The sequence below is a fragment of the Roseomonas haemaphysalidis genome (genome assembly GCF_017355405.1).
Classification (GTDB): Bacteria; Pseudomonadota; Alphaproteobacteria; order Acetobacterales; family Acetobacteraceae; genus Pseudoroseomonas; species Pseudoroseomonas haemaphysalidis.
Genome location: NZ_CP061177.1, coordinates 1,285,001 through 1,310,007 on the forward strand (window position 1 = coordinate 1,285,001; position 25,007 = coordinate 1,310,007).

General features: G+C 71.0%; 19 protein-coding genes, 1 tRNA gene and 2 rRNA genes (1 of these 22 cut by a window edge). 12 read left to right on the forward strand and 10 right to left on the reverse strand.

What is annotated here, in order from left to right; translation table 11 throughout:
- The 6 genes from IAI59_RS05870 to IAI59_RS05895 form a co-directional block, all read left to right on the forward strand.
- Nucleotides 1-1,381: ribosomal RNA gene (locus tag IAI59_RS05870) — 23S ribosomal RNA — on the forward strand; it begins 1,355 nt to the left of the window's first position.
- Nucleotides 1,382-1,515: 134 nt separating this feature from the next.
- A 5S ribosomal RNA gene (gene rrf, locus IAI59_RS05875) occupies nucleotides 1,516-1,630 on the forward strand.
- Between the two features lie 54 nt (nucleotides 1,631-1,684).
- Nucleotides 1,685-1,758, forward strand: a tRNA-Met gene (locus IAI59_RS05880).
- A 141-nt stretch (nucleotides 1,759-1,899) separates the two neighbouring features.
- A complete protein-coding gene (locus IAI59_RS05885; RefSeq protein WP_207419594.1) occupies nucleotides 1,900-3,348 on the forward strand; it encodes an amidase in 1,449 nt (482 codons plus the stop codon).
- A 29-nt stretch (nucleotides 3,349-3,377) separates the two neighbouring features.
- On the forward strand, nucleotides 3,378-3,596 hold the full coding sequence (locus tag IAI59_RS05890; RefSeq protein ID WP_207419593.1) for a DUF1289 domain-containing protein: 219 nt from the start codon (nucleotides 3,378-3,380) through the stop codon (nucleotides 3,594-3,596).
- A gap of 112 nt (nucleotides 3,597-3,708) precedes the next feature.
- The gene (locus tag IAI59_RS05895) at nucleotides 3,709-4,188 is read left to right on the forward strand and encodes a hypothetical protein (RefSeq protein ID WP_207419592.1); all 480 of its coding nucleotides are present in this window, start codon (nucleotides 3,709-3,711) and stop codon (nucleotides 4,186-4,188) included.
- A gap of 67 nt (nucleotides 4,189-4,255) precedes the next feature.
- On the opposite strand, the gene IAI59_RS05900 is transcribed toward IAI59_RS05895, so the two are convergent.
- From IAI59_RS05900 to IAI59_RS05910, 3 genes are all read right to left on the reverse strand, one after another.
- Nucleotides 4,256-6,403 (reverse strand): transglycosylase domain-containing protein, encoded by a 2,148-nt coding sequence (locus IAI59_RS05900; RefSeq protein WP_207419591.1) that lies wholly within the window; start codon nucleotides 6,401-6,403, stop codon nucleotides 4,256-4,258.
- Between the two features lie 160 nt (nucleotides 6,404-6,563).
- Entirely contained in the window at nucleotides 6,564-8,084 is a 1,521-nt protein-coding gene (locus tag IAI59_RS05905; protein WP_207419590.1) for a sensor histidine kinase, read from the reverse strand.
- 155 nt (nucleotides 8,085-8,239) lie between these two features.
- Complete coding sequence (locus IAI59_RS05910; RefSeq protein WP_207419589.1) at nucleotides 8,240-11,041, reverse strand: phosphoenolpyruvate carboxylase; 2,802 nt, start codon at nucleotides 11,039-11,041, stop codon at nucleotides 8,240-8,242.
- A 248-nt stretch (nucleotides 11,042-11,289) separates the two neighbouring features.
- Here IAI59_RS05910 and prpC point away from each other — a divergent pair, with 248 nt between their 5' ends.
- Complete coding sequence (gene prpC, locus IAI59_RS05915; protein WP_207419588.1) at nucleotides 11,290-12,438, forward strand: bifunctional 2-methylcitrate synthase/citrate synthase; 1,149 nt, start codon at nucleotides 11,290-11,292, stop codon at nucleotides 12,436-12,438.
- 279 nt (nucleotides 12,439-12,717) lie between these two features.
- On the opposite strand, the gene IAI59_RS05920 is transcribed toward prpC, so the two are convergent.
- From IAI59_RS05920 to IAI59_RS05950, 7 genes are all read right to left on the reverse strand, one after another.
- Nucleotides 12,718-13,023: a YciI family protein gene (locus tag IAI59_RS05920; RefSeq protein ID WP_207419587.1), complete on the reverse strand. Its 306-nt coding sequence runs from the start codon at nucleotides 13,021-13,023 to the stop codon at nucleotides 12,718-12,720.
- A gap of 404 nt (nucleotides 13,024-13,427) precedes the next feature.
- Complete coding sequence (locus tag IAI59_RS05925; protein ID WP_207419586.1) at nucleotides 13,428-14,969, reverse strand: acetolactate synthase large subunit; 1,542 nt, start codon at nucleotides 14,967-14,969, stop codon at nucleotides 13,428-13,430.
- Nucleotides 14,970-15,302: 333 nt separating this feature from the next.
- Nucleotides 15,303-16,316 carry a cysteine synthase A gene (locus tag IAI59_RS05930; RefSeq protein WP_207419585.1) on the reverse strand — a complete coding sequence of 338 codons (1,014 nt, stop codon included), beginning with the start codon at nucleotides 16,314-16,316 and terminating at the stop codon, nucleotides 15,303-15,305.
- Nucleotides 16,313-16,951: a peroxiredoxin gene (locus tag IAI59_RS05935; RefSeq protein WP_207419584.1), complete on the reverse strand. Its 639-nt coding sequence runs from the start codon at nucleotides 16,949-16,951 to the stop codon at nucleotides 16,313-16,315. Before IAI59_RS05935 ends, IAI59_RS05930 begins: the two co-directional genes overlap by 4 nt.
- Before the next feature lie 137 nt (nucleotides 16,952-17,088).
- On the reverse strand, nucleotides 17,089-17,376 hold the full coding sequence (locus IAI59_RS05940) for a hypothetical protein (protein WP_207419583.1): 288 nt from the start codon (nucleotides 17,374-17,376) through the stop codon (nucleotides 17,089-17,091).
- 27 nt (nucleotides 17,377-17,403) lie between these two features.
- Complete coding sequence (locus IAI59_RS05945; RefSeq protein ID WP_207419582.1) at nucleotides 17,404-18,087, reverse strand: SCO family protein; 684 nt, start codon at nucleotides 18,085-18,087, stop codon at nucleotides 17,404-17,406.
- A gap of 84 nt (nucleotides 18,088-18,171) precedes the next feature.
- Nucleotides 18,172-19,092 (reverse strand): LysR substrate-binding domain-containing protein, encoded by a 921-nt coding sequence (locus IAI59_RS05950; protein WP_207419581.1) that lies wholly within the window; start codon nucleotides 19,090-19,092, stop codon nucleotides 18,172-18,174.
- A gap of 169 nt (nucleotides 19,093-19,261) precedes the next feature.
- Between IAI59_RS05950 and IAI59_RS05955 the strand changes: the two genes are divergently transcribed.
- From IAI59_RS05955 to ctaD, 5 genes are all read left to right on the forward strand, one after another.
- On the forward strand, nucleotides 19,262-20,011 hold the full coding sequence (locus tag IAI59_RS05955; protein ID WP_207419580.1) for an SIMPL domain-containing protein: 750 nt from the start codon (nucleotides 19,262-19,264) through the stop codon (nucleotides 20,009-20,011).
- A 247-nt stretch (nucleotides 20,012-20,258) separates the two neighbouring features.
- The gene (locus IAI59_RS05960; protein ID WP_207419579.1) at nucleotides 20,259-21,200 is read left to right on the forward strand and encodes a DMT family transporter; all 942 of its coding nucleotides are present in this window, start codon (nucleotides 20,259-20,261) and stop codon (nucleotides 21,198-21,200) included.
- A gap of 125 nt (nucleotides 21,201-21,325) precedes the next feature.
- Nucleotides 21,326-22,054: a class I SAM-dependent methyltransferase gene (locus IAI59_RS05965; protein ID WP_207419578.1), complete on the forward strand. Its 729-nt coding sequence runs from the start codon at nucleotides 21,326-21,328 to the stop codon at nucleotides 22,052-22,054.
- Between the two features lie 367 nt (nucleotides 22,055-22,421).
- Nucleotides 22,422-23,348, forward strand: coding sequence for a cytochrome c oxidase subunit II (coxB, locus tag IAI59_RS05970; RefSeq protein ID WP_237181006.1), 927 nt, complete (start codon nucleotides 22,422-22,424; stop codon nucleotides 23,346-23,348).
- Between the two features lie 49 nt (nucleotides 23,349-23,397).
- Complete coding sequence (gene ctaD / locus IAI59_RS05975; RefSeq protein WP_207419577.1) at nucleotides 23,398-24,996, forward strand: cytochrome c oxidase subunit I; 1,599 nt, start codon at nucleotides 23,398-23,400, stop codon at nucleotides 24,994-24,996.
- The last annotated feature ends 11 nt before the right edge of the window (nucleotides 24,997-25,007 follow it).

Sequence of the window (25,007 nt, forward strand, 5' to 3'; positions counted from 1 at the left end):
GATGGAAATCAGGTGAATATTCCTGAGCCCGCTAGAAGTGACGACCGTGAACCGTTGTTCCTCCTTATCGGATTGGAGGGGCTGCCGGATCGGTCCAGGAAATAGCTCTAGCATATGGTCCGTACCCGAAACCGACACAGGTGGACTGGTTGAGTATACCGAGGCGCTTGAGAGAACCATGCTGAAGGAACTAGGCAAATTACTCGCGTAACTTCGGGATAAGCGAGACCCCTTTGCGGGCAACCGTGATGGGGTGGCACAGACCAGGGGGTGGCGACTGTTTAGTAAAAACACAGGGCTCTGCGAAATCGAGAGATGACGTATAGGGTCTGACGCCTGCCCGGTGCCGGAAGGTTAAGGGGAGATGTGCAAGCATCGAACCGAAGCCCCGGTAAACGGCGGCCGTAACTATAACGGTCCTAAGGTAGCGAAATTCCTTGTCGGGTAAGTTCCGACCTGCACGAATGGCGTAACGACCTCCCCACTGTCTCCAGCATGGGCTCAGCGAAATTGAATTCCCCGTGAAGATGCGGGGTACCCGTGGTCAGACGGAAAGACCCTATGAACCTTTACTGCAACTTCGCAGTGGTGCCAGGACAGAGCTGTGTAGGATAGGTGGGAGCCATTGAACCCCGGGCGCTAGCTTGGGCGGAGGCAACCTTGAAATACCACCCTGAGCTTTTCTGGCATCTAACCGAACCCCGTTATCCGGGGTCGGGACCCTGCGTGGTGGGCAGTTTGACTGGGGCGGTCGCCTCCCAAATGGTAACGGAGGCGCGCGATGGTGGGCTCAAGCCGGTCGGACATCGGCTGTTGAGTGCAAAGGCATAAGCCCGCCTGACTGTGAGCGCGACAGCGCGAACAGAGACGAAAGTCGGCCTTAGTGATCCGGTGGTCCCGCGTGGAAGGGCCATCGCTCAACGGATAAAAGGTACTCTAGGGATAACAGGCTGATCTCCCCCAAGAGTCCACATCGACGGGGAGGTTTGGCACCTCGATGTCGGCTCATCGCATCCCGGGGCTGGAGCAGGTCCCAAGGGTTCGGCTGTTCGCCGATTAAAGCGGTACGTGAGCTGGGTTTAGAACGTCGTGAGACAGTTCGGTCCCTATCTGCCATGGGTGTAGGAGATTTGCGAGGATCTGTCCCTAGTACGAGAGGACCGGGATGGACGTACCTCTGGTGTACCAGTTGTGCCGCCAGGCGCATCGCTGGGTAGCTAAGTGCGGAACGGATAACCGCTGAAGGCATCTAAGCGGGAAACCAGCCTCTAAACGAGATCTCCCTAAGGGCCGTGATAGACCATCACGTCGATAGGCCGCAGGTGGAAGTCTGGTAACAGACGCAGCCGAGCGGTCCTAATAGCCCGATCGATCTCAACTCTATCAACGCGGTCCATCTCACGATGAACACCGCACGCAGCATCCATCCGCGACACACTCACAACACTTCCACCCGATATCACCATCCTCATCACCTCACATCTGTGCACCATCAACTTCGATCCGGCTCGGTGGCCCGGTGGCCATCGCGAGGCTGCCACACCCGATCCCATCCCGAACTCGGCCGTGAAACGCCTCAGCGCCCATGGTACTGTGTCTCAAGGCACGGGAGAGTAGGTCGCCGCCGGGCCACCCAGCCGGATCGTACCGTTGATCACCGCACAGATCCCAACACATACACCCACGCGGGGTGGAGCAGCCCGGTAGCTCGTCAGGCTCATAACCTGAAGGTCACAGGTTCAAATCCTGTCCCCGCATCCCTCACCAAAACCTCCCCCCACTCACCATCAACCCCCGAACGCATCATACGCGTCCGGGGGGTCAGCATGCGTGGGGTGGTCTGGTGGCCTGGGCCGTCACCCGGTAGATGTTCAGCATCGCCATGCCGAGGCCCGCTTCATGACCCCTCCTGCCGACCCTACGCTGATGACGGCCAAGGATCTGTCCGCCGTCATCCAGGCGCGCCAGATATCCTGCCGTGATGTCATGACGGCGCATCTCGATCGCATCGCCCGCTTCAACCCCGCAGCCAACGCCATTATTGCACTGCGGGACCGCAATACCTTGATGGCTGAAGCTGGGGAGCGCGACGCCCAGTTGGCGCGTGGCGAAGTCCTTGGGTGGATGCACGGCCTGCCGCACGCCGTGAAGGACATCGCACAGGTCCGTGGCCTGCCCACCACCCTTGGTTCGCCCCTGCTGCTGGACAACGTCGCCGTCCAGGACTCCCTGATCGTCGAGCGGATGCGCCGCGCCGGCGCCATCATCATCGGCAAGACCAACGTGCCGGAATTCGGCCTCGGCTCGCATACCTACAACACCCTGCACGGCGTCACCCATAACGCTTACGACCCCTCCCGCTCCGCGGGCGGGTCCAGTGGCGGCGCGGCGGTTGGCTTGGCGCTGCGCATGCTGCCTGTCGCCGACGGCAGCGACTTCGGTGGCTCGTTGCGCAATCCCGCCGCCTGGAACAATGTTTTCGGCCTTCGCCCGTCCGCCGGCCGGGTGCCGGCCTGGCCCGCGACCGAAAGCTTCATCAGCCAGCTTTCCACCGAAGGACCGATGGCGCGTACCGTGGCCGATCTCGCCATGCTGCTGTCCACGATGGCCGGGCGCGACGCCCGCGCGCCGCTGTCTCTGGAAGACGATCCCTCGCTCTTCGCCCAGCCGCTCGCCGGCGAGTCCAAGGGACTGCGCATCGGCTGGCTGGGCGACTACGCGGCCAAGCTCCCCATGGAGCCAGGTGTGCGCGAGGTCTGCCAACAGGGTCTCGACCGCCTCGCCACCATCGGCTGCCGGGTCGAGGACGCCCGCCTGCCCATCTCGCGCGAGCAGATCTGGGACACCTGGCTCGGCATGCGTCACTGGCTGACTATGAACAGCCTGCTGCCTTTCTTCAACGACCCCGCCAAGCGCGCGCTCCTGAAGCCCGAGGCGGTGTGGGAGGTGGAAGGCGGGCTGCGCATGTCGGCCGCCGACACGCTGCGGGCTTCCGCTCAGCGCAGCGCGCTGTACCAGGCCTTTCTCGGACTGTTCAGCCGCTTCGACATGCTGGTGCTGCCCAGTGCCCAGTGTTTCGCCTTTCCCGCCGAATGGGACTGGCCCAAGGAGATCGACGGCACGGCGATGGATACCTACCATCGCTGGATGGAAGTGGTGTTCCCCGCCAGCCTGGTCGGCTGCCCGGTGATCAGCGTGCCCGCGGGCTTCGGCGGCGCGCTGGATCTGCCGATGGGGATGCAGATCATCGCTCCGCCGCGTCAGGATCTCGCCCTGCTGCGCCTCGCGCATGCCTATGAGCAGGCGGCCGGGTCGGTGCTCGGGCGGTTGCCGGCCGTGCTCGGGTAACTTTCAGGTCCGGCTGGCGTCTTGCCTGCATGGATACGACCGAACGACCCTGCATCAAGGTGTGCCGCTTCGACGATGTCAGCGGCTGGTGCTTCGGCTGCGGCATGACCAAGCCGGAGCGCAAGGCCTGGAAGCAGGTGCCGGGCTACCGGGCCGCCATTTTGTCCGGCCTGCCGCCACGGCTGGAGGCCCTGGCGGGCGAGGGCCATGTCACCGGCGCCGCCGCCGGCAAGAAGAAACGCGGATGAAGCCCCCTCTATGTCGGCGCGGCAGCCGAAACCTTGGCCGCAAGGCGACGTTGGCTTGCTGTCGATCCCCGCTTCCGGCGGGTCCGAGCAGAAACATTGAAGGAAACGGAGCATGATCCGCATTCCCCTGGCCCTCGCGGCCGCGACTCTCGCCATTGGCGTCGGCAGCTCCATGGCCCAGGCCCAGATGCCGATGGCCCCGAGCTCGCCTTCCATGGCGCAGCCCACGATGCCCGGCATGGCGCCCGCCCCGATGCCGGGTGGTCCCGGCATGGCGCCGCCGCCCGCCGTCGGCATGGCCCCCATGGCGCCTGCCGCCATGACGCCGCCCCCGCCGCACCGCCGCCCGATGCCGGGCCGCGCCATGCGTGGCCAGCCGCCCCACGCCATGGGCGCCGGCATGGGCGCGCCCCCGATGCAGCCGCCGATGGGCCAGCCCCCGATGGTCAGCAACGGCATGGTGCAGACGCCGGCCCAGCCCTTTTCCAACCTGAACCTGCCCAACACGGGCGTGGGTGACGGCGCCTATGGCGGCGGCGGCATGGTGATCGAATACCTGCCGGACGGCACCCGCCGCATCGTGCAGCAGTAAGCCGCACGACGATCAGCCCGCCCGGACCATCCGGGCGGGCTTTTTCGTGCCCGCCGGTCCGCCAGCCTCAGCCACCCCACACGCCCAGCCGCGCCGCCCGCGCCGCCTGCTCCGCCTGCCGCAGCTCCGGCGTGGCATCCGTGGTGGCCCGGCCGCCGCCGTTGGACAGCACCAGCTCCGACAGGTCCCGCCCGTCCACCCGGCAGCGCCAGGTGTTCGCATCCTGCGGCGTGCACACCGCGTCCCGCCCGGCGATCCACTGCGCCATGGCGCCGGTGAAATCCCCCGGCACCCCCACCACCCCACCCAGCCGCACCACGCGCCCCGCCACCTGCAGGGTGGCGGTGTCCAGCACCTGCGGCACGCCGCGCAGCGGCTCGGGCGCCAGAACCGGCGCGGCGGGCAGCGGGGCGGGCGGCGGCGCGGCGGAGGGCGCGGCGGCGGTGCGGATGCGGTCGGCCTGCCGCATGAAGTCCTGCCAGATGCGCGCCGGCAGGCCGCCGCCGCCGACGCGGTTCATCGGGCTGTTGTCGTCGTTGCCCACCCACACGCCCACCACCGCGTCGGCGGTGATGCCGACGAACCAGGCGTCGCGGCTGTCCTGAGTGGTGCCGGTCTTGCCGGCCACCGGCCGGTCCAGCCGGGCGGCGCGGCCGGTGCCGTCGCGCACGGCGGCCAGCATCAGGTCCAGCATGCCCTGCTGCGCCGCCGCGTTCAGCACCGGGGCGCCGCCGCCGCCGGGCGGGCGGGTGTAGAGCGCGCGGTCCCGGGCGCGCACCTCCTGCACCACATAGGGGCTCAGCGCCGTGTTGTAGCCGACGCGGCCAAAGGCAGTGACCATCTGCGCCAGCGTCGCTTCCGTGGTGCCCAGCGCCATGCTGGGCACCAGCGCAATGTCCTGCGTCAGGCCCAGGCGCTTGGCCATCTCCGCCACCCGCGCGCGGCCGACGCTGTCCTGCACCCGCACCGCCACCGTGTTGATCGAGCCGGCGAAGGCCTCGCGCAGCGTCACCGGGCCACGGAAGCGGTTGTCGGCGTTGTTGGGCGACCAGCCGTCGATGGTCAGCGGCGCGTCCTGCACCACCTGGTCGGGGCGGAAGCCCGCTTCCATCGCCGCCGCGTAGACGAACAGCTTGAACAGCGAGCCCGGCTGGCGCTCCGCCTGGGTGGCGCGGTTGAACTGGCTCGTGGCGTAGTCCCGGCCGCCCACGGCGGCCAGCACCGCGCCGTCCGGCGCCAGGGCCAGCAGCGCGGCCTGCCCGGCATGGGCGGCCGCGCCCTCGCGGTCCAGCCACTTGGCCACCACCTGCTCCGCCAAGTCCTGCAGGCGCGGGTCCAGCGTGGTGCGCACGGACAGGTCCAGCGGCAGCGGCCCCACCAGCCGCCGTGCCTCGGCATCCGCCCAATCCGCGAAGTAGCCGCGCTGTACCAGCGGCTCGGGCGGTGCCTGCAGCGCGGGGGGCGCGGCGCGGGCGGCGGCCACGGCCTCCGGCGTCGCGGCGCCCGTGTCCTGCATCACGCCCAGCACCACCTGGGCGCGCTCCCAGGCGGCCTCGGGGTTGCGGGTGGGGGCGAGGGCGGAGGGCGCGCGCAGCAGCCCCGCCACCATCGCCGCCTCGCCCAGGGACAGCTCTCCGGCCGGCTTGCCGAAATAGCGCCGCGCCGCCGCGTCCACCCCCACGGCGCCGGCGCCGAAATAAGCGGCGTTCATGTAGCGGGCCAGGATCTCGGGCTTTTCCAGCCGGGATTCCAGCCACACCGCCAGCACCGCTTCCTGCACCTTGCGGGTCAGCGTGCGGTCCTGCGACAGAAAGGACAGGCGCGCGAGCTGCTGGGTGATGGTGCTGGCGCCTTCGCGCAGCCGGCCGGAGGTGGCGGCGCGCGACAGCGCCCGCAGCAGCCCGCGCGGGTCGATGCCGCCGTGGCTGAAGAAGCGCCGGTCCTCGATGGCGACGATGGCATCCGTCAGCGGCTGCGGCAGGGCATCCGCCGTCACCGGGTCGCCGCGCAGCACGCCGCGCGTGGCGAAGCCGCTGCCGTCGCGGTTTTCCAGGATCAGCGTCGCCGCCGTGCCGGCCGGCTGCATGCCGCCGCCCACCGGCACCCGCAGCATCACCCAGCCCAGCCAGGCGACGGCGGCCAGCGCCAGCAGCCCCACTCCGCCAAAGCTCCAGGGCAGCCAGCGCAGGCGGCGGCGGCGGGCGGGTTGGCTCATGGGCGTTCGTCCTCTCACCGTGACGCTGACGGCACGGGCCATGCGACGACCGGCGCGACGCCGGCACCGCCGCGGCGCAGCCGGCGGGCCAGGGGCGCCACCTGTGCCCCATCCGGCGGCAAATGCCAAATCCGCGCGTGGCGGCGCCGGGGAAAGGCGCTCAGGCGGTCCGCTGCTGCTGCTGTTGCTTCTGGGCCGGCGCGCTGCCCAGCGGCAGCACGATCCGGCAGTGCACGCCGTCGTCGCCGAATTCCAGCCGGGTCTTCGCCTTGAGCTGATAAGGCAGCGCGCGGGTGATCAGCTCGCTGCCGAAGCCGCGCCGCGCCGGCTGGTCGTCCGGCATGGCCACGCCGCTTTCCCGCCAGTCCAGCACCAGCTGGCGGCCGCCCGGCTCGGCCTCCACTGTCCATTCCACCTGCAGGCGGCCGTCCGGCTGGCCGATGGCACCGTATTTCATGGCGTTGGTCGCCAGCTCGTGCAGCGCCAGGGCCATGGGCTGCACCTTGTTGCCCGGCAGCTGCAAGGGCGGCCCCCGCACCTCCACCCGTTCCGACAGCCCGTCGCCCACCGCCACCAGCTCCGCCGCCAGCAGCTCGAACAGCGACACCGACCATTCCGGCGAACAGGACAGGAAGCCCTGCACCCGGCCCAGCGCGCTGAGCCGGGCGTTGTAGGTTTCCCGCCCTGGCGAGGGCGCCATGCTGCGGCTGGCGATCGACTGCACCACGCCCAGGAGGTTGCGGGTGCGATGCTGCAACTCGGCCACCAGGATGCCTTGCCGGTCCTGCGCCCGCTTCAGGTCATCCACGTCGGTGCAGGTGCCCAGCCATTCCGCCACGCCGCCCCGCGGCTGCCCCGCGTCCGGGCCGGCGCGCAGCGGCAGCGAGCGCACGCGGTGCCAGCGGTAGCTGCCATCGGCAGCCCGGCGCAGCCGGCACTCGACATCCAGCCCGCCATGGGTGGGGGAGGACTGCCAGGCATGCACCATCGCGCCCCGGTCGTCGGGGTGCACCACGTCCAGCCAGCCCAGGCCCTGGCAGTCCTGCTGCTCCTGGCCGGTGTAGTCCGTCCATTGCCGGCTGGCCCAGGTCCACCGGCCGTCGCTGACGGAACACCACACCAGCTGCGGCATGCCATCCACCAGCATGCGGAACCGCGCCTCGTCGCCACGCGGGGCGGAAGCCGCCAGCAGCCGGTCGACCGCGGGGCCCAGCATGGCGGACAGCACCGGCAACAGGTCCAGGTCGCCGTCGCTGAATGCCCGCGGCTCCGCCGCATCGGCCTGCAGCAGGCCGAAGCACCGCCCGCCCGGCAGCAGCACCGGCAGGTGCACCACCGCCACCGCGCCGGCGGCAGGGGCGGGCATGGCGGCGAAGCGCCGGTCCAGCCGCGTGTCGCCGATGGCCACCGCCGCCGCCGAGCGGATCGCGGCTTCTTCCGCCGAGCCGTCCCGCAAGGCCGGCGGCGGCGGCGCGGCGTCCCATCCCAGGCTGGCGCGGACCAGCAGCTGCCGCTCGCCGGGCCGCAGCTCCAGCATCCTGGCGCGGCCAAGGCGCAGCATCCCGGCCAGCAGTTCGCAGGCGCGCTGCAGCACCTCGTCCAGGTTCTGCGCGCGCAGGGCGAACTGGCCGAAATCGCCCAGCATCCGCGTCTGCTCCGACAACAAGGCGACATCGACCATCAGGACATCCCGCCGGTGCAGAAACGAGGCGCGAACAATTTATGAAGATAATTCACATCTGAAACAACGTCGCTCAAATCGTTTGGATGCCGGACCGTCATGCCGCGGTCGCACCGCGCCGCGAAACCGGCCGCCTGCCGCCCGCGGAAACGCGGCTAGCCGAAGGCGCCGCATTCCAGCGACACCACGGCGCTCGCCTCGCGCACCAGCGCGAACATCGCCCGCAGCGGCGCCACGATCTCCGCCTGCTCGCGCCCGTAGCCGGCATGGCGCGGCGCCGGCGGCTCAAAGAATTCCAGCGCCTCCTCTGGCGGCGGGGCTGCGGGGAACACCTGGTCCAGCAGGTCGGCGGCGGCGGGCACGTCCAGCCGCAGCAGCCGCTTCACCAGCCCTTCGCGCGTCACGCCGTGGCGGGGCGAGAAGTCAGGCACCGCCACGGCCAGCAGCCAGATGCGGTGGATCAGGCACAGCCGCAGCGCGTGCAGCGCGAACAGCCGGTCGCTCATCAGCGGCACGTCGCCCGGCCAGGCGGCGCGCAGGCGCAAGTCGTCGGCCTTCAGGCGGCGGAACACCGCGCGCGCCGGGTCGCCCAGCGCCAGCTCCTCCAGCGCGCGGGCCACGGCCAGCAGGGCGGCGGGGCGGCCGGGGCGGCGGGTTTCGGCCGCGCGGTCCAGCCAGGTGCCGGGGTCCAGGCTCGCCACGTAGCCGCGCAGCACCTGGGTGTCGGACAGCGCCAGCCCCGCGCGGGCAAAGGCCAGCGCGTTGCCGAAGCGCGGGCTGCGCCGCAGCAGCTCATGGAAGGCCTCCGGCTCCCGCGCCGCGCCGAGGCCGAGGCCGTGCATCAGGTTGGCCGGAAAGCCCAGCTGCTGCAGCACGGCGTTGTTGGGGATGGCGCGCAGCTCGCTGGGGTGGCTGATGGCCACGGGGCCACCGCTGTCGCTTTGCCGGTTGGCGGGGCGCGAGCCGGTGCGGTCCAGCAGCGCGGGGCCGAAGGCGCCCAGCATGGCGGCGTAGCCGCGGTCCTCCACCAGCCCGTTGAAGGCGGCCCGCGCGCCCGCGAACAGGTCGGACGCGAAGCCGCCCTCGGCGTAGACCGGGTCCGGCTCGCCGCCGGGCAGGGGGGCGAAGGCATGCTCGGCCAGCCGGGCCACGGTGGCCTGGGCCAGCGCGGGGGTGCCGAAGAACAGGTAGCCGTCGCCCCCCTGGAACGCCACCTCGGCCCGCACGGCGGTGCGGTGGCGGGCAAAGGCGGCGCGCACCGCCGGCGGGTCCAAGTAATCGAAGCGCTCGGCCAGCCCGTCCGGGTGGCCGCCGCGCCCCAGCCCCTCGCCGTGGGTGTCGAACAGCACCACCTCCAGCCCGGCCAGGTTGTGCCGCGCCAGCAGCTCCGCCACCCGCAGCTTCAGGCGCTCGATCAGGTGGGTGGCCGCCACCTGGCCGATGTAGCGGCCCGAGTCGGAATAGCCGAACTGCAGGCACAGCCGGCCGACGCGGCGCAGATGGGCGCGGAAATGCGGCGAGCGCAGCGCTTCCTCCACCACCCGCTCGCCGCGCTGCTCCAGCGCCTCGGCGGTTTCAAACAGCGGCGAGATCTCGATCCGGTCCTCGACGCCCGCCAGCCGCGCCAGCAGCAGCGCCGCCAGCAGCGTGTAGCCGCTTTCCGTTTCCGCGATCAGGAAGCGCACGGGCTGGCTGCTGTCGATGTGCTTGGTCACCTGCGCCACCGTCATCATCAGCCGGGTGGCGCTGGCCTGGGTGGCCATCAGCCCGCCGGTGTCCACCGGCTCGGCCCGCGCCTCGTCCAGCACCGCGTCGATGGCGGAAAACAGCGCGCGGCGCCGCGCCGGGTCCTCCGGCCCGCCGCCCAGCGCAGGAAAGCGCAGCCGCGCCGCGTTATGCAGCTGCGTGGCGTTCAGCCGCACATGGGTATGCGCCAGCGACAGCCCGTGCGCCGCCAGCCCCGCCCGCGCCACGCACAGCGCCACGCGCGCCCGGTCGTCCGCCGCCGCCGCCAGCGCCGCCGGAAACAGCGCCAGCAGCGGCGCCGGGGTGGTCAGCGCCGCGTCCCGCCGCTCCACCAGCGCGCGGGCGAAGGTCTGCGCCGCCTCGCCCGAGGGGGTGCCGGGGGGCGGGCAGGCGTCGAGCTGCGCGTCCACCGCTTCCAGCGCCTCGGCCGTGCGGCGGCGCAGCGGCGCGGTGCAGTCCTCCGGCAGCGCCTGCAGCTGCGCCGCTAGCCGGGCCAGTTGCAGGCGCTTCATGCGCAGCCTGAGCCGCAGCGTGTCCTGCCAGCCGATATCCGTGCGCCCGTCCGTGTCATAGCCCACCCAGGAGGCCAGGATCACCGGCCGGGGCTCCAGCGTCGTCCAGCGGTCGGGCCAGCAGTCGCGCGCGGTGCCGAGAAAGGCCGCCGCCAGCCGGTCCAGAGCGTCGCGCCCGTTGGCGATGGCGAAGGCCGCCTGGTCGAATTCCTCTTCCAGCGTCGGCGGCACGGGGCGCAGCGGCAGCGGCCCGGGCGGCGCTTCCCCACCGGCCGCCCGCGCCAGCGCTAGCCCCGTGGCGCGCGGCAGGCTGAAGGTCGGGTGGGCGGTAAAGACGGCGGCCATGCGCGGCCGCTCGCAGGCGGCGCGAAACGCTGCCAGCGGCACCGGTTCAGGTGCCGATCTGTCCGCCGGGTCGCGCCGCGCCGCGCGCAGCGCGACCTCCGCCATCGCCGCGTCTGCGGGGGTGGCGCCGGTCAGCCCGGCATCGCGCGCCAGCTTGGCGGCGCGGTCGCGGAAGGCATCCCGCCCCAGCCCCTGAAGCAGCGCCGCCATGCCCGCCAGGTCCAACGCCCCCTCGTCCATCCGCCGGCTCAAGGCCAGCGCGACCGAGAGCGCCGGATTGGCGAAGGGGTCGCCCGCCGCATCGGCGCGGGCGGTGGCGGCGAGCGTGGGCAGGTCGAGGGGGGTCTGGGACATCGCGCGATGCTGCATGGGCGAAGGGTGTTTGTCGCGGGGGGAAAGCCAGGCCGGGGGAAAGAATTCCCCCGGGCCCCATCTTTTTTCCGCCCGTCTTTCCGGCGTGGCCGTTGCGGCGTTCCGCTGGCCACGGCCATGCCGGGGCGGCAGATCAAAAGAAAAGAAGGGGTCCGGGGAATTCGTTCCCCGGCCTTTCCAACCTGCCCGCGAAGGACGATCCTCCCGGCAACAACGGAGGACCAGCCACCATGAACGACACCCCCGCCGCGCCCAAGCCCAAGAAGTCCGTCGCACTGTCCGGCGTCACCGCCGGCAACACCGCGCTGTGCACCGTCGGCCGCAGCGGCAACGACCTGCATTACCGCGGCTACGACATCCTCGACATCGCGACGCGCTGCGAGTTCGAGGAGATCGCCTACCTCCTGGTGCACGGCTCCCTGCCGACGGAGGGCGAGCTGCGCGGCTACAAGGCCAAGCTGCGCTCGCAGCGCGGCCTGCCCGCCAGCGTCATGCAGGCGCTGGAAGCCATCCCCGCCGCCGCGCACCCGATGGACGTGATGCGCACCGGCGTCTCCGCCCTCGGCTGCGTGCTGCCGGAAAAGGACGACCACAGCCACACCGGCGCGCGCGACATCGCCGACCGGCTGATGGCTTGCCTCGGCTCCATGCTGCTCTACTGGTACCACTTCAGCCACAACGGCCGGCGCATCGCGGTGGAAACCGACGACGACAGCATCGGCGGCCACTTCCTGCACCTGCTGCACGGTAAGGCGCCGCGTGAAAGCTGGGTGCGCGCCATGCACACCTCGCTCAACCTCTACGCCGAGCACGAGTTCAACGCGTCCACCTTCACCTGCCGCGTGATCGCCGGCACGGGGTCGGACCTGTATTCGGCCATCGCCGGCGGCATCGGCGCGCTGCGCGGCCCGAAGCACGGCGGCGCCAACGAAGTCGCCTTCGAGATCCAGAAGCGCTACGCCGACCCCGACGAGGCGGAGGCCGACATCCGCGCCCGCGTCGAGCGCAAGGAAGTCGTCATTGGCTTCGGCCACCCGGTCTACACCATCGCCGACCCGCGCAACGAGGTGATCAAGGCGGTGGCGCTGGAACTCTCCGACGAAGTGCATTCCCGCAAGATGTTCGACATCGCCGACCGCATTGAGGCGGTGATGGCCGACACCAAGAAGATGTTCGCCAACCTCGACTGGTTCAGCGCCGTCTCCTACCACCTGATGGGCGTGCCGACGGCGATGTTCACGCCGCTCTTCGTCATCGCCCGCACGGCGGGATGGAGCGCCCACGTCATCGAACAGCGCATCGACGGCAAGATCATCCGGCCGACGGCGAACTACACGGGGCCGGAGAACCGCGCCTTCGTGCCGGTGGCGGAGCGCTGAGCAGACGGGCCGGGGCCAAAAGGGGCTCTGCCCCTTCTGGACTTCCCCGCTGGGTGTTTGAAACACCCCAGACCCCAACGGCAGAAAGCGATGGGGGCTTTCCCGACTTGGCGAAGCGCCTGTGGCGGACAAGATTTTTTATGAAATGGCCGCGCGCACCGCGCGCTCAGTCGCCGGGGGCCATCGGCCTCTGGCGCGCGACGCAAAACAGATGCCGGGGCCTGGGGTGGTTCAACCACCCCAGCGGGGGTCCAGGGGGCAGCGCCCCCTGGCCTTGCGTCATACCTTGGGCAGGTAGGACGTCCGGTCCAGATAAGCCTTGCGCCAGCGGGTGATGCTGTTGCGCTGGAACAGCCCGGCCTGGCTGAAGGGGTCGCCGGCCAGGAAGTTTTCGGCCTGGATGCGGCTGTCGACGTCGACAATGTAGAAGCTGCCGCCGCCGTCGTTGCCGTCATCGGTCAGCTTGGCGCCGCAGGCCAGCAGGCGCGGCGCGTTCTGCGCCAGGTAGTCCAGGTGCGCGGCGCGGTGCTCGGCGCGCAATGTGCCGGCATCGGGCTTGTCCCAGGTCTCGATCATGTAGGGCATGGTGGGGTCCTCCTGGCCCGCAGCGTAGCGCGGTGGGGCGCGGAGGGAAGGGGGGCGGGTCGGAGTGGCACACCCTGCCCGTGTGCCAACGAGGTATCCCGGCGGCACCCCCTTCGGGCACCTCGGGATTCTGGACCGGGCGGTTCGCAGCACACCCGGGCCCTCCGACCCGCTTCCGACCTTTGCCACCCCTGCTGGCGCCGGCCGGTAAACCCGCTGTTGTTTCAAGCGACCGAAGAGGCCCGGGGAGAGAATGCGGGACCCGGGAGAACGGAGGGACGGTGGCCGCCCCCTTCGGTTGCTCGCTGCAACTGCGAGTGATTTGCAATTAAGCCCCGCCACCCGCCGCGTCAAGCACCATCGACGCGGCGGGGCAAATTAAATGCGAATGGCTCGCAAGTCCGTCAGATCACCAACTCGATCACGAAGGGCGCGTCCTGCGCGAAGGACTGCCGCATCAGGTCGGCGCATTGCTCCAGCGTGGTCGCCCGCGCCGCCTCGACCCCCAGCCCGCGCGAAAGCTGCAGCCAGTCCATGTCCGGGTTGCCCAGGTCCAGCATGCCCATGGCCGTCGGCCCCGGGTTGGCGCCGACGTTGCGGTATTCGCCGATCAGGATCTGGTACTTGCGGTTGGACAGGATCACGGTGGTGACCGGCAGCTTCTCGCGCGCCTGGGTCCACAGTGCCTGCAGCGTGTAGAGCGCCGAGCCATCGGCCTGCAGGTTCACCACCCGCCGCTTGCCGCCCGCGCCGATCGCGGCCCCCGTGGCCAGCGGAATGCCGCAGCCGATGGCGCCGCCGGTCAGCGACAGCCAGTCGTGCGGCGCCGCCGCATGGGTTTCCGCGAAGAAGCCGCGCCCGAAGCTGACGCTTTCATCCGCCACGATGCCGCCTTCCGGCAGCAGCGCGGCTAGCACGCGCGCCAGCCCTTCCGGCGTCGGCGCGCCGCGCGGGGCCTCGGGGCGGGGGCCGGCCCCGGGCAGCGGCGCTTCCGGCGCGCCCAGCTCGTCCACCAGGGCCTGCAGCCCGGCCAGCGGGTCCTGCTCGTAGCGCGTCAGCACGTGCAGCTCGGCGGTGTCCGGGTAATGCAGGCTGGGCTTGCCGGGATAAGCGAAGAAGCCCACCGGCCCGCGCGCGTTCACCAGGATGATGTGCTCGAACTTCGCCAGCGCCGCGATCGCCACGTCCGCCACATAGGGCACGCGCTCCAGCGGCACGCGCCCCTGGCCACGCTCCACGCGGGCGTTGGACATCTCGGCCATCACCGTGGCGCCGCCGAACTGCGCCGCGCGCCACGCCAGCGCCTGCGGGCCGGCGCGCAGCGCGGCGTTGCCCAGCAGCACCAGCACGTTTTTCTTGTCCCGCAGCACGCGGGCCGCGTTGCGCACCGCCAGCGGGTCCGGCGCCACCGGTGCCGGCACGGGCAGCGCCGCCGCCGGCTCGCCACCCTCATTCCAGGCCGTGTCCGCGGGCAGGATCAGCGTCGCCACCTGCCCGGGCGCGCCGCGCGCCGCCTGCACCGCCACCGCGGCATCCGCGCCGACGCGCGTGGCATCCGTCGCGGTCCGCACCCAGCCGGACACGGGGCGCGCCCAGCCCTCGGTGTCGGCGGTCAGCTGCGCGTCGTATTGCCGGTGATAGGTCGCCTGGTCGCCCACCACGTTGACGATGCCGCTGCGCGCGCGCCGGGCATTGTGCAGGTTGGCCAAGCCGTTCGCGAGCCCGGGGCCGCAATGCAAGAGCGTCGCGGCCGGCTTCTCCGCCATGCGGTAGTAGCCGTCGGCCATGCCGGTGACGACGTTCTCCTGCAGGCCCAACACGCAGCGCATGCCGGGGATCCGGTCCAGCGCGGCCACGAAATGCATCTCGCTGGTGCCGGGATTGGCGAAGCAGGTGTCCACCCCGCTGGCCAGAAGCGTGTGGACGAGACTTTCAGCGCCATTCACCGGGGCGTTCCTCCTTGGATGCAGGAGCGACAGCGTGGCGGGAAGGGGGGCGCTTGCCAAGGGGAGGACAGGCCAGGGGGCGCCGCCCCCTGGACCCCCGCCGGGGTGGTTGAACCACCCCGGACCCCGACATCTGTTTGGCGTGAAGCCCCGAGGGTCTGAAACCCTCGGGGACTGATGGCTCGGCCCGGGCGGCCTTTATTTTAAAAAACCCAGCAAGCGCCCCGCTCACCCAGAAAGCCCAAAACTGCTTTCAGATGCTGGGGTCCGGGGTGGCTCAGCCACCCCGGCGGGGAAGTCCAGAAGGGGCAGCGCCCCTTCTGGCCCCAACCCTCAATGCGCGAGCCACCCCGGCACCGGCAGTCCCTTGTCCCGCAGGAAATCCGGGTTGAACAGCTTGGACTGGTAGCGCGCCCCCCCGTCGCACAGCACCGTCACCACCGTGTGCCCCGGTCCCAGCGACTTCGCCACGCGGATGGCGGCGGCGACGTTCAGCCCGGCGCTGCCCCCCACCGAGATGCCTTCGTCGATCAGGAGCGAGAACACCTGCGCCAGTGCCTCGGCGTCCGGCACCGTCAGGCTGTCGTCGATCGGCGCCCCTTGGAGGTTGCCGGGCGCGCGCGCCGCCTGGCCGATGCCTTCCGTGACGGAGGAGCCGGGGCTGGCCCGCACCGTGCCGGTCTTCACCCAGGCATCCAGCCCGCTGCCCTCGGGGTCGGCGAGTGTGATGCGGATGCCGGGGTTGCGCGCCTTCAGCGCGCGCGCCACGCCGGCCAGCGTGCCGCCGGTGCCGCAGGCGCAGGTGAAGGCGTCCAGCTTGCCGCCGGTCTGGTTCCAGATCTCGGGGCCGGTGGTGCGCTCGTGCGCCGCGCCGTTGGCGGGGTTGTCGAACTGGTTGGCGTAAAGCACGCCGGCGGATTCGCCGCCCAGCTCCTCCGCCAGGCGGCGGGACACATGCACGTAGTTGCCGGGGTCGGAGAACGGCTTGGGCGCCACCAGCCGCAGGTCGGCGCCGATCATCCGCAGGAAGTCCAGCTTTTCGCGCGATTGGGTTTCCGGCACCACGATCACGCTTTTCCAGCCGCGCGCGTTGGCGGCGAGCGCGAGGCCGATGCCGGTGTTGCCGGCCGTGCCTTCCACCACCGTGCCGGGCTTGCCCGGGGTCAGCACGCCGCGCGCCACGGCGTCCTCCAGGATGCCCAGCGCGGCGCGGTCCTTGACCGAGCCGCCGGGGTTCATGAATTCCGCCTTGCCTAGGATCTCGCAGCCCGTCGCCTCGGAGGCGCGCTTCAGCCGGATCAGCGGCGTGTCCAGCACCGCGCCCCAGAAGCCCTCGGCGATGCTCACGACGGGGCCTTCACGTCCACCCAGCGCAGATAGGGCTTCTGCGCGTCCCAGCCCTGGGGAAAGCGCTCGCGCGCCTGCTCGTCGGACACGGAGGGCACGATGATGGCGCGCTCCCCCGGCTGCCAGTTCACCGGCGTCGCGACCTTCTGCGAGTCGGTCAGCTGCAGGCTGTCGATCACCCGCAGCACCTCCTGGAAGTTGCGGCCGGTGGAGGGCGGATAAACCAGCATCAGCCGCACCTTCTTGTTCGGGTCGATCACGAACACGGTGCGCACCGTGACCGAGGGGTCGGCCTCGGGGTGAACCATGCCGTAGAGGTCGGACACCTTGCGGTCGGGGTCGGAGATCATCGGGAAGTTGACGGCGCTGCCCTGGGTTTCCGCGATGTCCGCATCCCAGCGCGCGTGGTTGTCTAGCGTGTCCACCGACAGGCCGATCGCCTTGGTGTTGCGGCGGTCGAACTCGGGCTTCAGCCGCGCCGTCTCGCCCAGCTCGGTGGTGCAAACGGGGGTGAAGTCCTTGGGGTGGCTGAACAGCACCACCCAGGAGGAGCCGGCCCAGTCATGGAAGCGGATGCGGCCCTGGCTGGTGTCGGCCTCGAAATCGGGGGCGGTCTGGCCGAGCTGGATGGTCATGGGGGCAGCGTCCTTTCTGCTCATGGCGAGGAAATCACGCGCAAAGATCGTGCGTCAACCCGCCCGCCGGAAGGGGGCGGCAGGCGCCGCTGTGGAATTGGCGCGCGGCCGGGGCGCGGGCGCCCCGCGCCGCCGGCTCAGCTCTCGCTGTCCGGGTGGCGCAGCAGCCACAGCCGCTCATGCGCCGCGACGAGGCTTTCCAGGTTCTTGCGGCGGTTGCTGTCGTTGGCCACGGGGCGGCGCGTCAGCATGCGCTCCAGGATCTGCAGCAGCTCCTCGGCCACCTCGAAGTCGGTCTGGTCGCAGGCCTGGTGAAAGGCGATCAGGATCTTGTCGGACAGCCGGCGGGTGTAGCGCGGCGGCGGCGCCACGGCGGGGTTGCGCGGCGCGCGGCCCACCAGGTCCTCGAACTCGTCCTCAGCCATGCGGGCGCTCGCTTCTCGTCGGGGGTGTCAGGCGCGCGGCAACTGGGCGCGGATGGCGGCCGCGATGTCCTCGGCCGAGCTTTGCGGCCGCAACAGCGCCCGCACCCGGCCGTCCGCGCCGATCAGGTAGACGAAGGAGGAATGGTCCATCAGGTACTCGCTCATCTCCGGCCGCTGCACCTTGGCATAGAACACCCGGAACTGCTTCGCCATGGCCGCCACCTGCTCCGGCGTGCCGGTCAGGCCCACCATGCGCGGGTGGAAGTTGGCGACATAGCCCTTGAGCTGCTCCGGCGTGTCCCGCTCGGGGTCCACGGACACGAACAGCGGGGTGGCGCGGGCGGCTTCCTCCGGCGTCAGCAGGTCGAAGGCGTTGGCGATGGTCGCCAGTTCGGTGGGGCACACGTCGGGGCAGAAGCTGTAGCCGAAATAGCCCACCAGCAGCGTGCCGCCGAAGCTGTCCTGCGTCACGGCGCGGCCGTCCTGGTCGCGCATCGCGAAGGCGCCGCCCATGTTCATGCCGGCGGGCAGGCGGATGCCCCCGGCCGGCACCGGCGCCGCCGCGTCGCCCCGCCCGGTCAGGGCAGCGAACTGGCGCTGGAAGCTCGCCCCCAGCGGCTCGTTGGGCTCGCGCCCGAACCACGCGGCGCCCCACAGGGCGCCGAGCCCCAGGACAACCAAAACGACGAGAACCCGGATCACGCGTTGCATGCGCCCTGTCTAGCGGATGCCCGCCCGCCGCGAAACCGCCTGGCGGGTGGACGGATTGTCCTGCCCGCCCGGCCCGCGCCGGCGCTAGCCCTTCTGGCGGATCAGCTCGGCGATGGCGGCGCCCACCGTGTCGCGGAACCAGCGCTCCGCCGGGTCCTGATCGCGCGAGCCGTTCCACACCAGGGCGTTGGAGGTGGAGGCCGGCGTCACCGGCGGAAGCTCCATCACCAGTCCGGCGCGCTGCGCCAGCCGGCGGCCGATGAAGTCCGGCACCGTCGCCACCAGGTCGGTGCCCGGCAGGGCGGCGGCCAGCAGCGTGAAGGAGCCGAGTCCCAGCACCACGCGCCGCTCCCGCCCTTCCGTGCGCAGCAGGGCATCCACGTTGCCTTCCAGGTGCCCGCGCGAGGAGATCAGCGCGTGCGGCCGCGCGCAATAGGCGTCCATGGTCGCGACGGAAGGCGTGGCGGGGTCGCGCAGCACCACCCAGCCGGAATGGCCCACCACCCGCATGCGGGCATTGGCCGGCAGGTCGTCGCCCAGGTAGCCGACGGCGGCGCTGATCTCGCCGGCGGCCAGCATGGGCGGCAGGCTGTGGTGGTCGCCCACCCGCAGCGCCAGGGCGCTGTGCGGCGCCGCGCGGCGGAACAGCGCCAGCAGCGGCGGCAACAGGGCGAAGCTCAGCGCGTCGCTGCAGCCCAGCACGAAGTGGCGGCGGTCGGTCATCGGGTCAAAGGGCAGGGCGGCGGAAATGCCGTCCGACAACGCGGACAGGAGCGGCTCCAGCGTGCCGTACAACGCTTCGGCGCGCGCCGTCGGCCGCAGCTCCTGGCCTTCGCGCACCAGCAGCTCGTCGTGGAACTGCTCGCGCAGCCGCTTCAGCCCGCCCGAGGCCGCCGGCTGCGACAGGAACAGCCGTTCGCCCGCCCGCGTCACGTGGCGTTCCTGCATCAGCGCCACGAAGAGACGCAGCAGGTTGAGGTCGGGCAGGCGGTCGATCTGGCTCATGGCGGTGGTTCCTTCCCCGGCGTGGCCACCCAGGCTCAAGCTCGTTTCGGGAAAGCTGGCATCGCGCAGCGGGCGCTTCAACGGCCCGCGGCGCGGCGCTGCCCCGCCCTGGGGTCTTTCCCCGCGCGGTGCGGCACCAAACATGGGGGGCACCAAGCAGGAGACCGCCATGTTGCGTTGCCCGACCCCCCGATCCGCCCTTGCCGCCCTGGCCGTGCTGGCCCCGCTGGCCGCCCTGGCGCCCACCGCCCAGGCCCAGACCGGCACCCAGACCGGCACCCCGCCCGCCGCCACTACCACCACCGCCCCGGGCGAAACGCTGCTGCGCCTGAGCGAGGCCGGCGAGGTCAGCCGCGCCCCCAACGAGCTGCGCCTGGACCTGCGGGCCGAGGCCCGGGGCACGGAAGCCGCCGCCGTGCAGGCGCAGGTCAACCGCGCCGTGCAGGGGGCGCTGGAGCGTGCCAAGGCGGTGTCGGGCGTGCGCGCCAGCACCACCGGCTACTGGACCAACCGCGAAGGCCCGCCCAACCGCGCCTGGGTGGCCAGCCAGCGCATCGCCCTGCGCGGCTCGGACCCCGCGCCGTTGCTGGAGCTGGCTGGCGCCCTGCAATCCCAGGGCCTGGCGCTGGACAACATGAGCTGGACCCTGTCGCGCGAGGAAACCCAGGCCGCGCGCCAGCAAGCCGGCAAGCTGGCGATCGACCAGCTGCGCGCCCGCGCCGCGGCGGTGGCGGAGCAACTCGGCATGGAGGTGGCCGGCATCCGGCAGATCTCGCTGGACGCGCCCGAGCCCCCCATGCCGCGCATGGCCATGGCGATGCGCGCCGAGGCCCGCCCCGCCCCGCCGCCGGCGGCCGCGCCGGAGGATGTGACCGTGACAGCCAACGTCACGGCCGAGGTTGTGCTGCGGGCGAAGTAGGGGAGAAAAACTCTGGGGAGGGATTCCCCGGGCCCCTTCTTCTGTTTTGGCGGTTTCCCCCGCGGGTGGCGGGCGAGTCGCCGCGGCCGGGGGTGCGAGGGCTGCCTGGCGCGGCGCAGAACACGGATCAGAAAGAGGATGGGGGTTCGGGGGACTTCTTTCCCCCAGCCTTTCCGTCACCGAAGACAGAAAATAACACGGGCCACCCCTGCCGCGCCGCCCGCTGGCCGTGCATGATCGGCGGCACATGTCCGCCACCCTGTCCGGCATCGCGCTCAACCTCGTCGCGCTGCTGCTGTTCACCACCATGGATACCACCGGCAAGCTGCTGACGGCGCACTTCCCCGTGCTGCAGCTGGTGTTCATGCGCTTTGTCTTCCACGTGATGTTCGTGGCGCTGGCCATCCGGCTGCTGACCGGCGCGCTGCCCTGGCGGTCCCGCGCGCCCTGGCTGCAGATGGCGCGCGGGCTGTGCCTGGCGCTGGCCAGCACGCTGTTCGTCTTCGCGCTGGCCTATATCCCGCTGGCGGACGCCACGGCCATCGGCTTCGCCTCGCCCCTGTTCACCGTGGTGCTGGCGGCGCTGTGGCTGCGCGAGCAGGTGGGCTGGCGGCGCTGGCTCGGCGTGTGCATCGGGCTGCTGGGGGTGCTGGTGGCGGTGCGGCCGCCGTTTCTCACCGGCGGGCCGCTGCCGCACTGGGCCACGCTGCTGCCGCTCGGCAACGCCGTGCTCTACGCCATCTACCAGATCCTCACCCGCCGGCTCGCGGCGGTGGACGACCCGCGCGTCACCATCCTCTACACCGGCGTCATGGGCGTGCTGCTGCTGGCGGTGGCGCAGCCCTGGGTGTGGCTGTGGCCGGGCTCCACGGGCACCGGGCTGGCGGCCGGCTGGGGCTGGGCGGGCATGGTGGCGCTGGGCGCGCTGGGGGCGGCCGGGCACGGGCTGCTGGTGCTGGCGTTTTCCCGCGTGCAGGCCAGCCTGCTAGCGCCGCTCGCCTACACGCAGCTCCTGTGGGCGCTGATCGCCTCCGCCGTGGTGTTCGGCCAGGGGCCCGACGGCGTGACGCTGTCCGGCGCCGCCATCATCGCCTGCGGCGGCGTGCTGGTCGCCTGGCCTGCCCGGCGGCGGCGCGCGGCCCCCGCCGCGGCGGCGGCGGGCCCCCTGGCGAGGCGCGGAAAACCATGACCGAAACCCCCGGCGGACAGCCCCCCGACCCCGTGCCCGGCCCCGCCGGCGGCCCCCCGCCGCGTCCGCCGGGGTTGCGCCACAAGGCCCGAGGCGCTAGCGGAAGCCCGGCGCGAGGACAAAATATGGCCAGCATCACCGAGCTTTCCCGTAATCCGACGGCCGACCAGGCCCAGCGCGACCATCCCCGCGCGGCGCTGGACGCCGCCTCGGTGCGGGATGCCTACCGCCGCTGGGCGGGCGTCTACGACGCGGTGTTCGGCGGCGTGTCGGCTTTTGGCCGCCGCAAGGCGGTGGCCGCGGTCAACCGCCTGCCCGGCACCCGGGTGCTGGAGGTCGGCGTCGGCACCGGCCTCGCCTTGCCGCGCTACACCGCCGACAAGCGCGTCACCGGCGTGGACCTGTCGCGCGAGATGCTGATGAAGGCCGAGGAGCGCGTGCGCCTGGAGCACCTGTCCCACGTGGACGGGCTGCTGGAAATGGACGCCGAGCAGATGGCCTTTCGCGACGGCGCCTTTGACATCGCGGTGGCGATGTTCACCGCCTCCGTGGTGCCGGACGCCCGCAAGCTGTTCGGCGAGATGCGCCGCGTGGTGCGGCCGGGCGGCCACCTGCTGTTCGTCAACCACTTCGCCGCCGAGGCCGGGCCGCGCTGGTGGGTGGAGCGCGCCATGGCGCCGCTGTCGCGCGTGCTGGGCTGGCACCCGGACTTCGCGCTGTCCGACCTGCTGGACCGCGACGCGGTGCAGCTCGACGCCGTGGAGCCCTGCCAGCCGGGCGGCCTGTTCACCCTTGTGCAGGTGCGCAACAGCCCGCCCGCCGCCGCCGGCCTGACCGCCGTCGCCGCCGCCTGAGTCGCCGCCGGCCGGGCGGGCGCCCGGCCGCGACTCGGTGCGGTTCCGCCAGCCGCCCCCGGCGGCCCGCGAATCCTCCCTTTGTTCCTGTTATCGGCCGCCCAGTTGCACCCCGCTCACTTGTGCGGGGCAGGGGGCGGCGACTATGGTCCGCCGGAAGCCGGGCCGCCTCTCGCAGGGGTGGTCCAGGGGTGGCTAAGAGGTCGGCCGGGGCGCACGGTGTGCCGCGGCATGGTTCGGAACGGCGCCCGCGGGGGCCGCGCCCCGGGCCTTGTGACGCAAGGTGCCTTGGGGCGCGCAAAGAACGGACGGGCGCATGAGAGACGGTCGCATGAGAGACGGGCTGGCGGGATTGGGAATGCGGGGGATGTCGGCGCTGCGCATGCTGCCGGCCCGGGCCGGGGTCGCCGCCGTGCTGGCGCTGGCCGCGGGCCCGGCGCTGGCGCAGCAGGCCACCGGCGCCGCGGCGCCCAACACCAGCGCCTCGCCCGAGGTGATCGCGCCGATCGACTGGGCCATGGGCCTGCAGCGCTCGGCCGGCCCGGTCAAGGACGCGATCCACGACTTCAATGACCTGGTGATGTACATCATCGTCGCCATCACCGTCTTCGTGGGCGCCCTGCTGGCCTACGTGGTGTGGCGCTTCCGGGCGGAAAAGAACCCCGTGCCGTCGCGCACCAGCCACCACACGCTGCTGGAAGTGGCCTGGACCGTGGTGCCGGTGCTGATCCTGATTGTCATTGCCATCCCGTCCTTCCGCCTCATCTACTATGAGGACCGGGCGGTGGATGCCGACATGACCATCAATGTCACCGGCCGGCAGTGGTTCTGGCACTACGCCTACCCCGACGCCGGCAACATGGCCTTCGACAGCTATCCCATCGCGGAAGCCGACCTGAAGCCGGGCCAGCTGCGCAACCTGGAAGTGGACAACCCCCTGGTGATCCCGGTGGGCAAGACCATCCGGGTGCTGACCACGGGCCAGGACGTGATCCATTCCTTCTTCGTGCCGAGCCTGGGCGTGCAGAAGTACACGATCCCCGGCCGCACGCTGGAGACGTGGTTCAAGGCGGACCGCGCCGGCACCTTCTACGGCCAGTGCAACCAGATCTGCGGCCAGAACCACTGGTTCATGCCGATTGTCGTGAAGGCGGTGCCGCAGGCGGAGTATGATGCCTGGCTGGCGGATGCCCGCACGCGCTTCACGGCCGACAACGGGGTGGCCCCTGCCGCCCCCGCCGTCGCCGCCGTGGCACAGGACGGCGCCACCACGGTGGCGGAGCTGCGCCGCTAAGGAGCGGCGCTTTCAAAGACCGACGGGCTCGAGAGCGGGACGGACACAGATGGCGACCGCCACACACACGCATGACGACCACGGCCACGGGCACGACCACGCCCCCGGCTTCTTCAAGCGCTGGTTCTACAGCACCAGCCACAAAGACATCGGCATCCTCTACCTGTTCTACGCGGTGGCGGCCTCCTTTGTCGGCATCGGGCTCAGCCTCTTGATGCGGATCGAGCTGCAAAGCCCGGGCATGCAGATCTTCGCCGATGGCCAGAGCTGGAACGTGGCGGTCACCGCGCACGGCGTGCTGATGGTCTTCTTCGTGATCATGCCCGCGCTGATCGGCGGCTTCGGCAACTACTTCGTGCCGATCATGATCGGCGCGCCGGACATGGCCTTTCCGCGGCTGAACAACATCAGCTTCTGGCTGCTGATCCCGGCGCTGATGCTGGCCGTCGGCAGCCTGTTCGTCGGCGGCGCCGGCACCGGCTGGACGCTGTACCCGCCGCTGTCCAACAGCACCTACCAGTCGGGCATGGGCGTCGACATGGCGCTGTTCGCGCTGCACCTGGCCGGCGCCTCCTCGATCCTCGGCGCGGTGAACTTCATCACCACCATCTTCAACATGCGCGCGCCCGGCATGACGCTGCACAAGATGCCGCTGTTCGTGTGGGCGATGCTGGTGACCGCCTTCCTGCTGCTGCTGTCCGTGCCGGTGCTCGGCGGCGCCATCACCATGCTGATCACCGACCGCAACTTCGGCACCTCGTTCTTCGACCCGGCCGGCGGCGGCGACCCGGTGCTGTTCCAGCACCTGTTCTGGTTCTTCGGCCACCCCGAAGTCTACATCATGATCCTGCCGGGCTTCGGCATCATCTCCCACGTGCTGGCCACCTTCTCGCGCAAGCCGATCTTCGGCTACCTGGGCATGGCCTACGCCATGGTCGCCATCGGCGTGGTGGGCTTCGTGGTGTGGGCGCACCACATGTTCACCTCCGGCATCTCGGTGGACACGCGGGCCTACTTCATGGCCGCCACGATGATCATCGCGGTGCCCACGGGCATCAAGATCTTCTCCTGGATCGCCACCATGTGGGGCGGCTCCATCACCCTGAAGACGCCGATGCTCTTCGCCATCGGCTTCATCTTCCTGTTCACCATGGGCGGCGTGACGGGCGTGAAGCTGTCCAACGCCTCGGTGGACGTGATCCTGCACAACACCTACTACGTGATCGCGCACTTCCACTACGTGCTGTCGCTGGGCGCGGTGTTCTCCATCTATGCCGGCTTCTACTACTGGATCGGCAAGATGAGCGGGAAGCAGTACCCCGAGCGGCTCGGCCAGATCCACTTCTGGCTGACCTTCATCGGCGTGAACCTGACCTTCTTCCCGATGCACTTCCTGGGCGCGCAGGGCATGCCCCGCCGCTACCCGGACTATCCGGAGGCCTTCGCGGGCTGGAACATGGTCGCCAGCTTCGGCGCCTATATCTCGGTCGCGTCCTTCCTGTTCTTCTTCTACGTCTGCTACCGCACCTTCACGAGCAAGGAGCTGGCCCCGGCCAACCCCTGGGGCGAGGGCGCGACCACCCTGGAATGGCAGGTGGCCTCGCCCCCGCCGTTCCACACCTTCGACGAGCTGCCCCGCATCCGCTAAGCGGGCAGCCA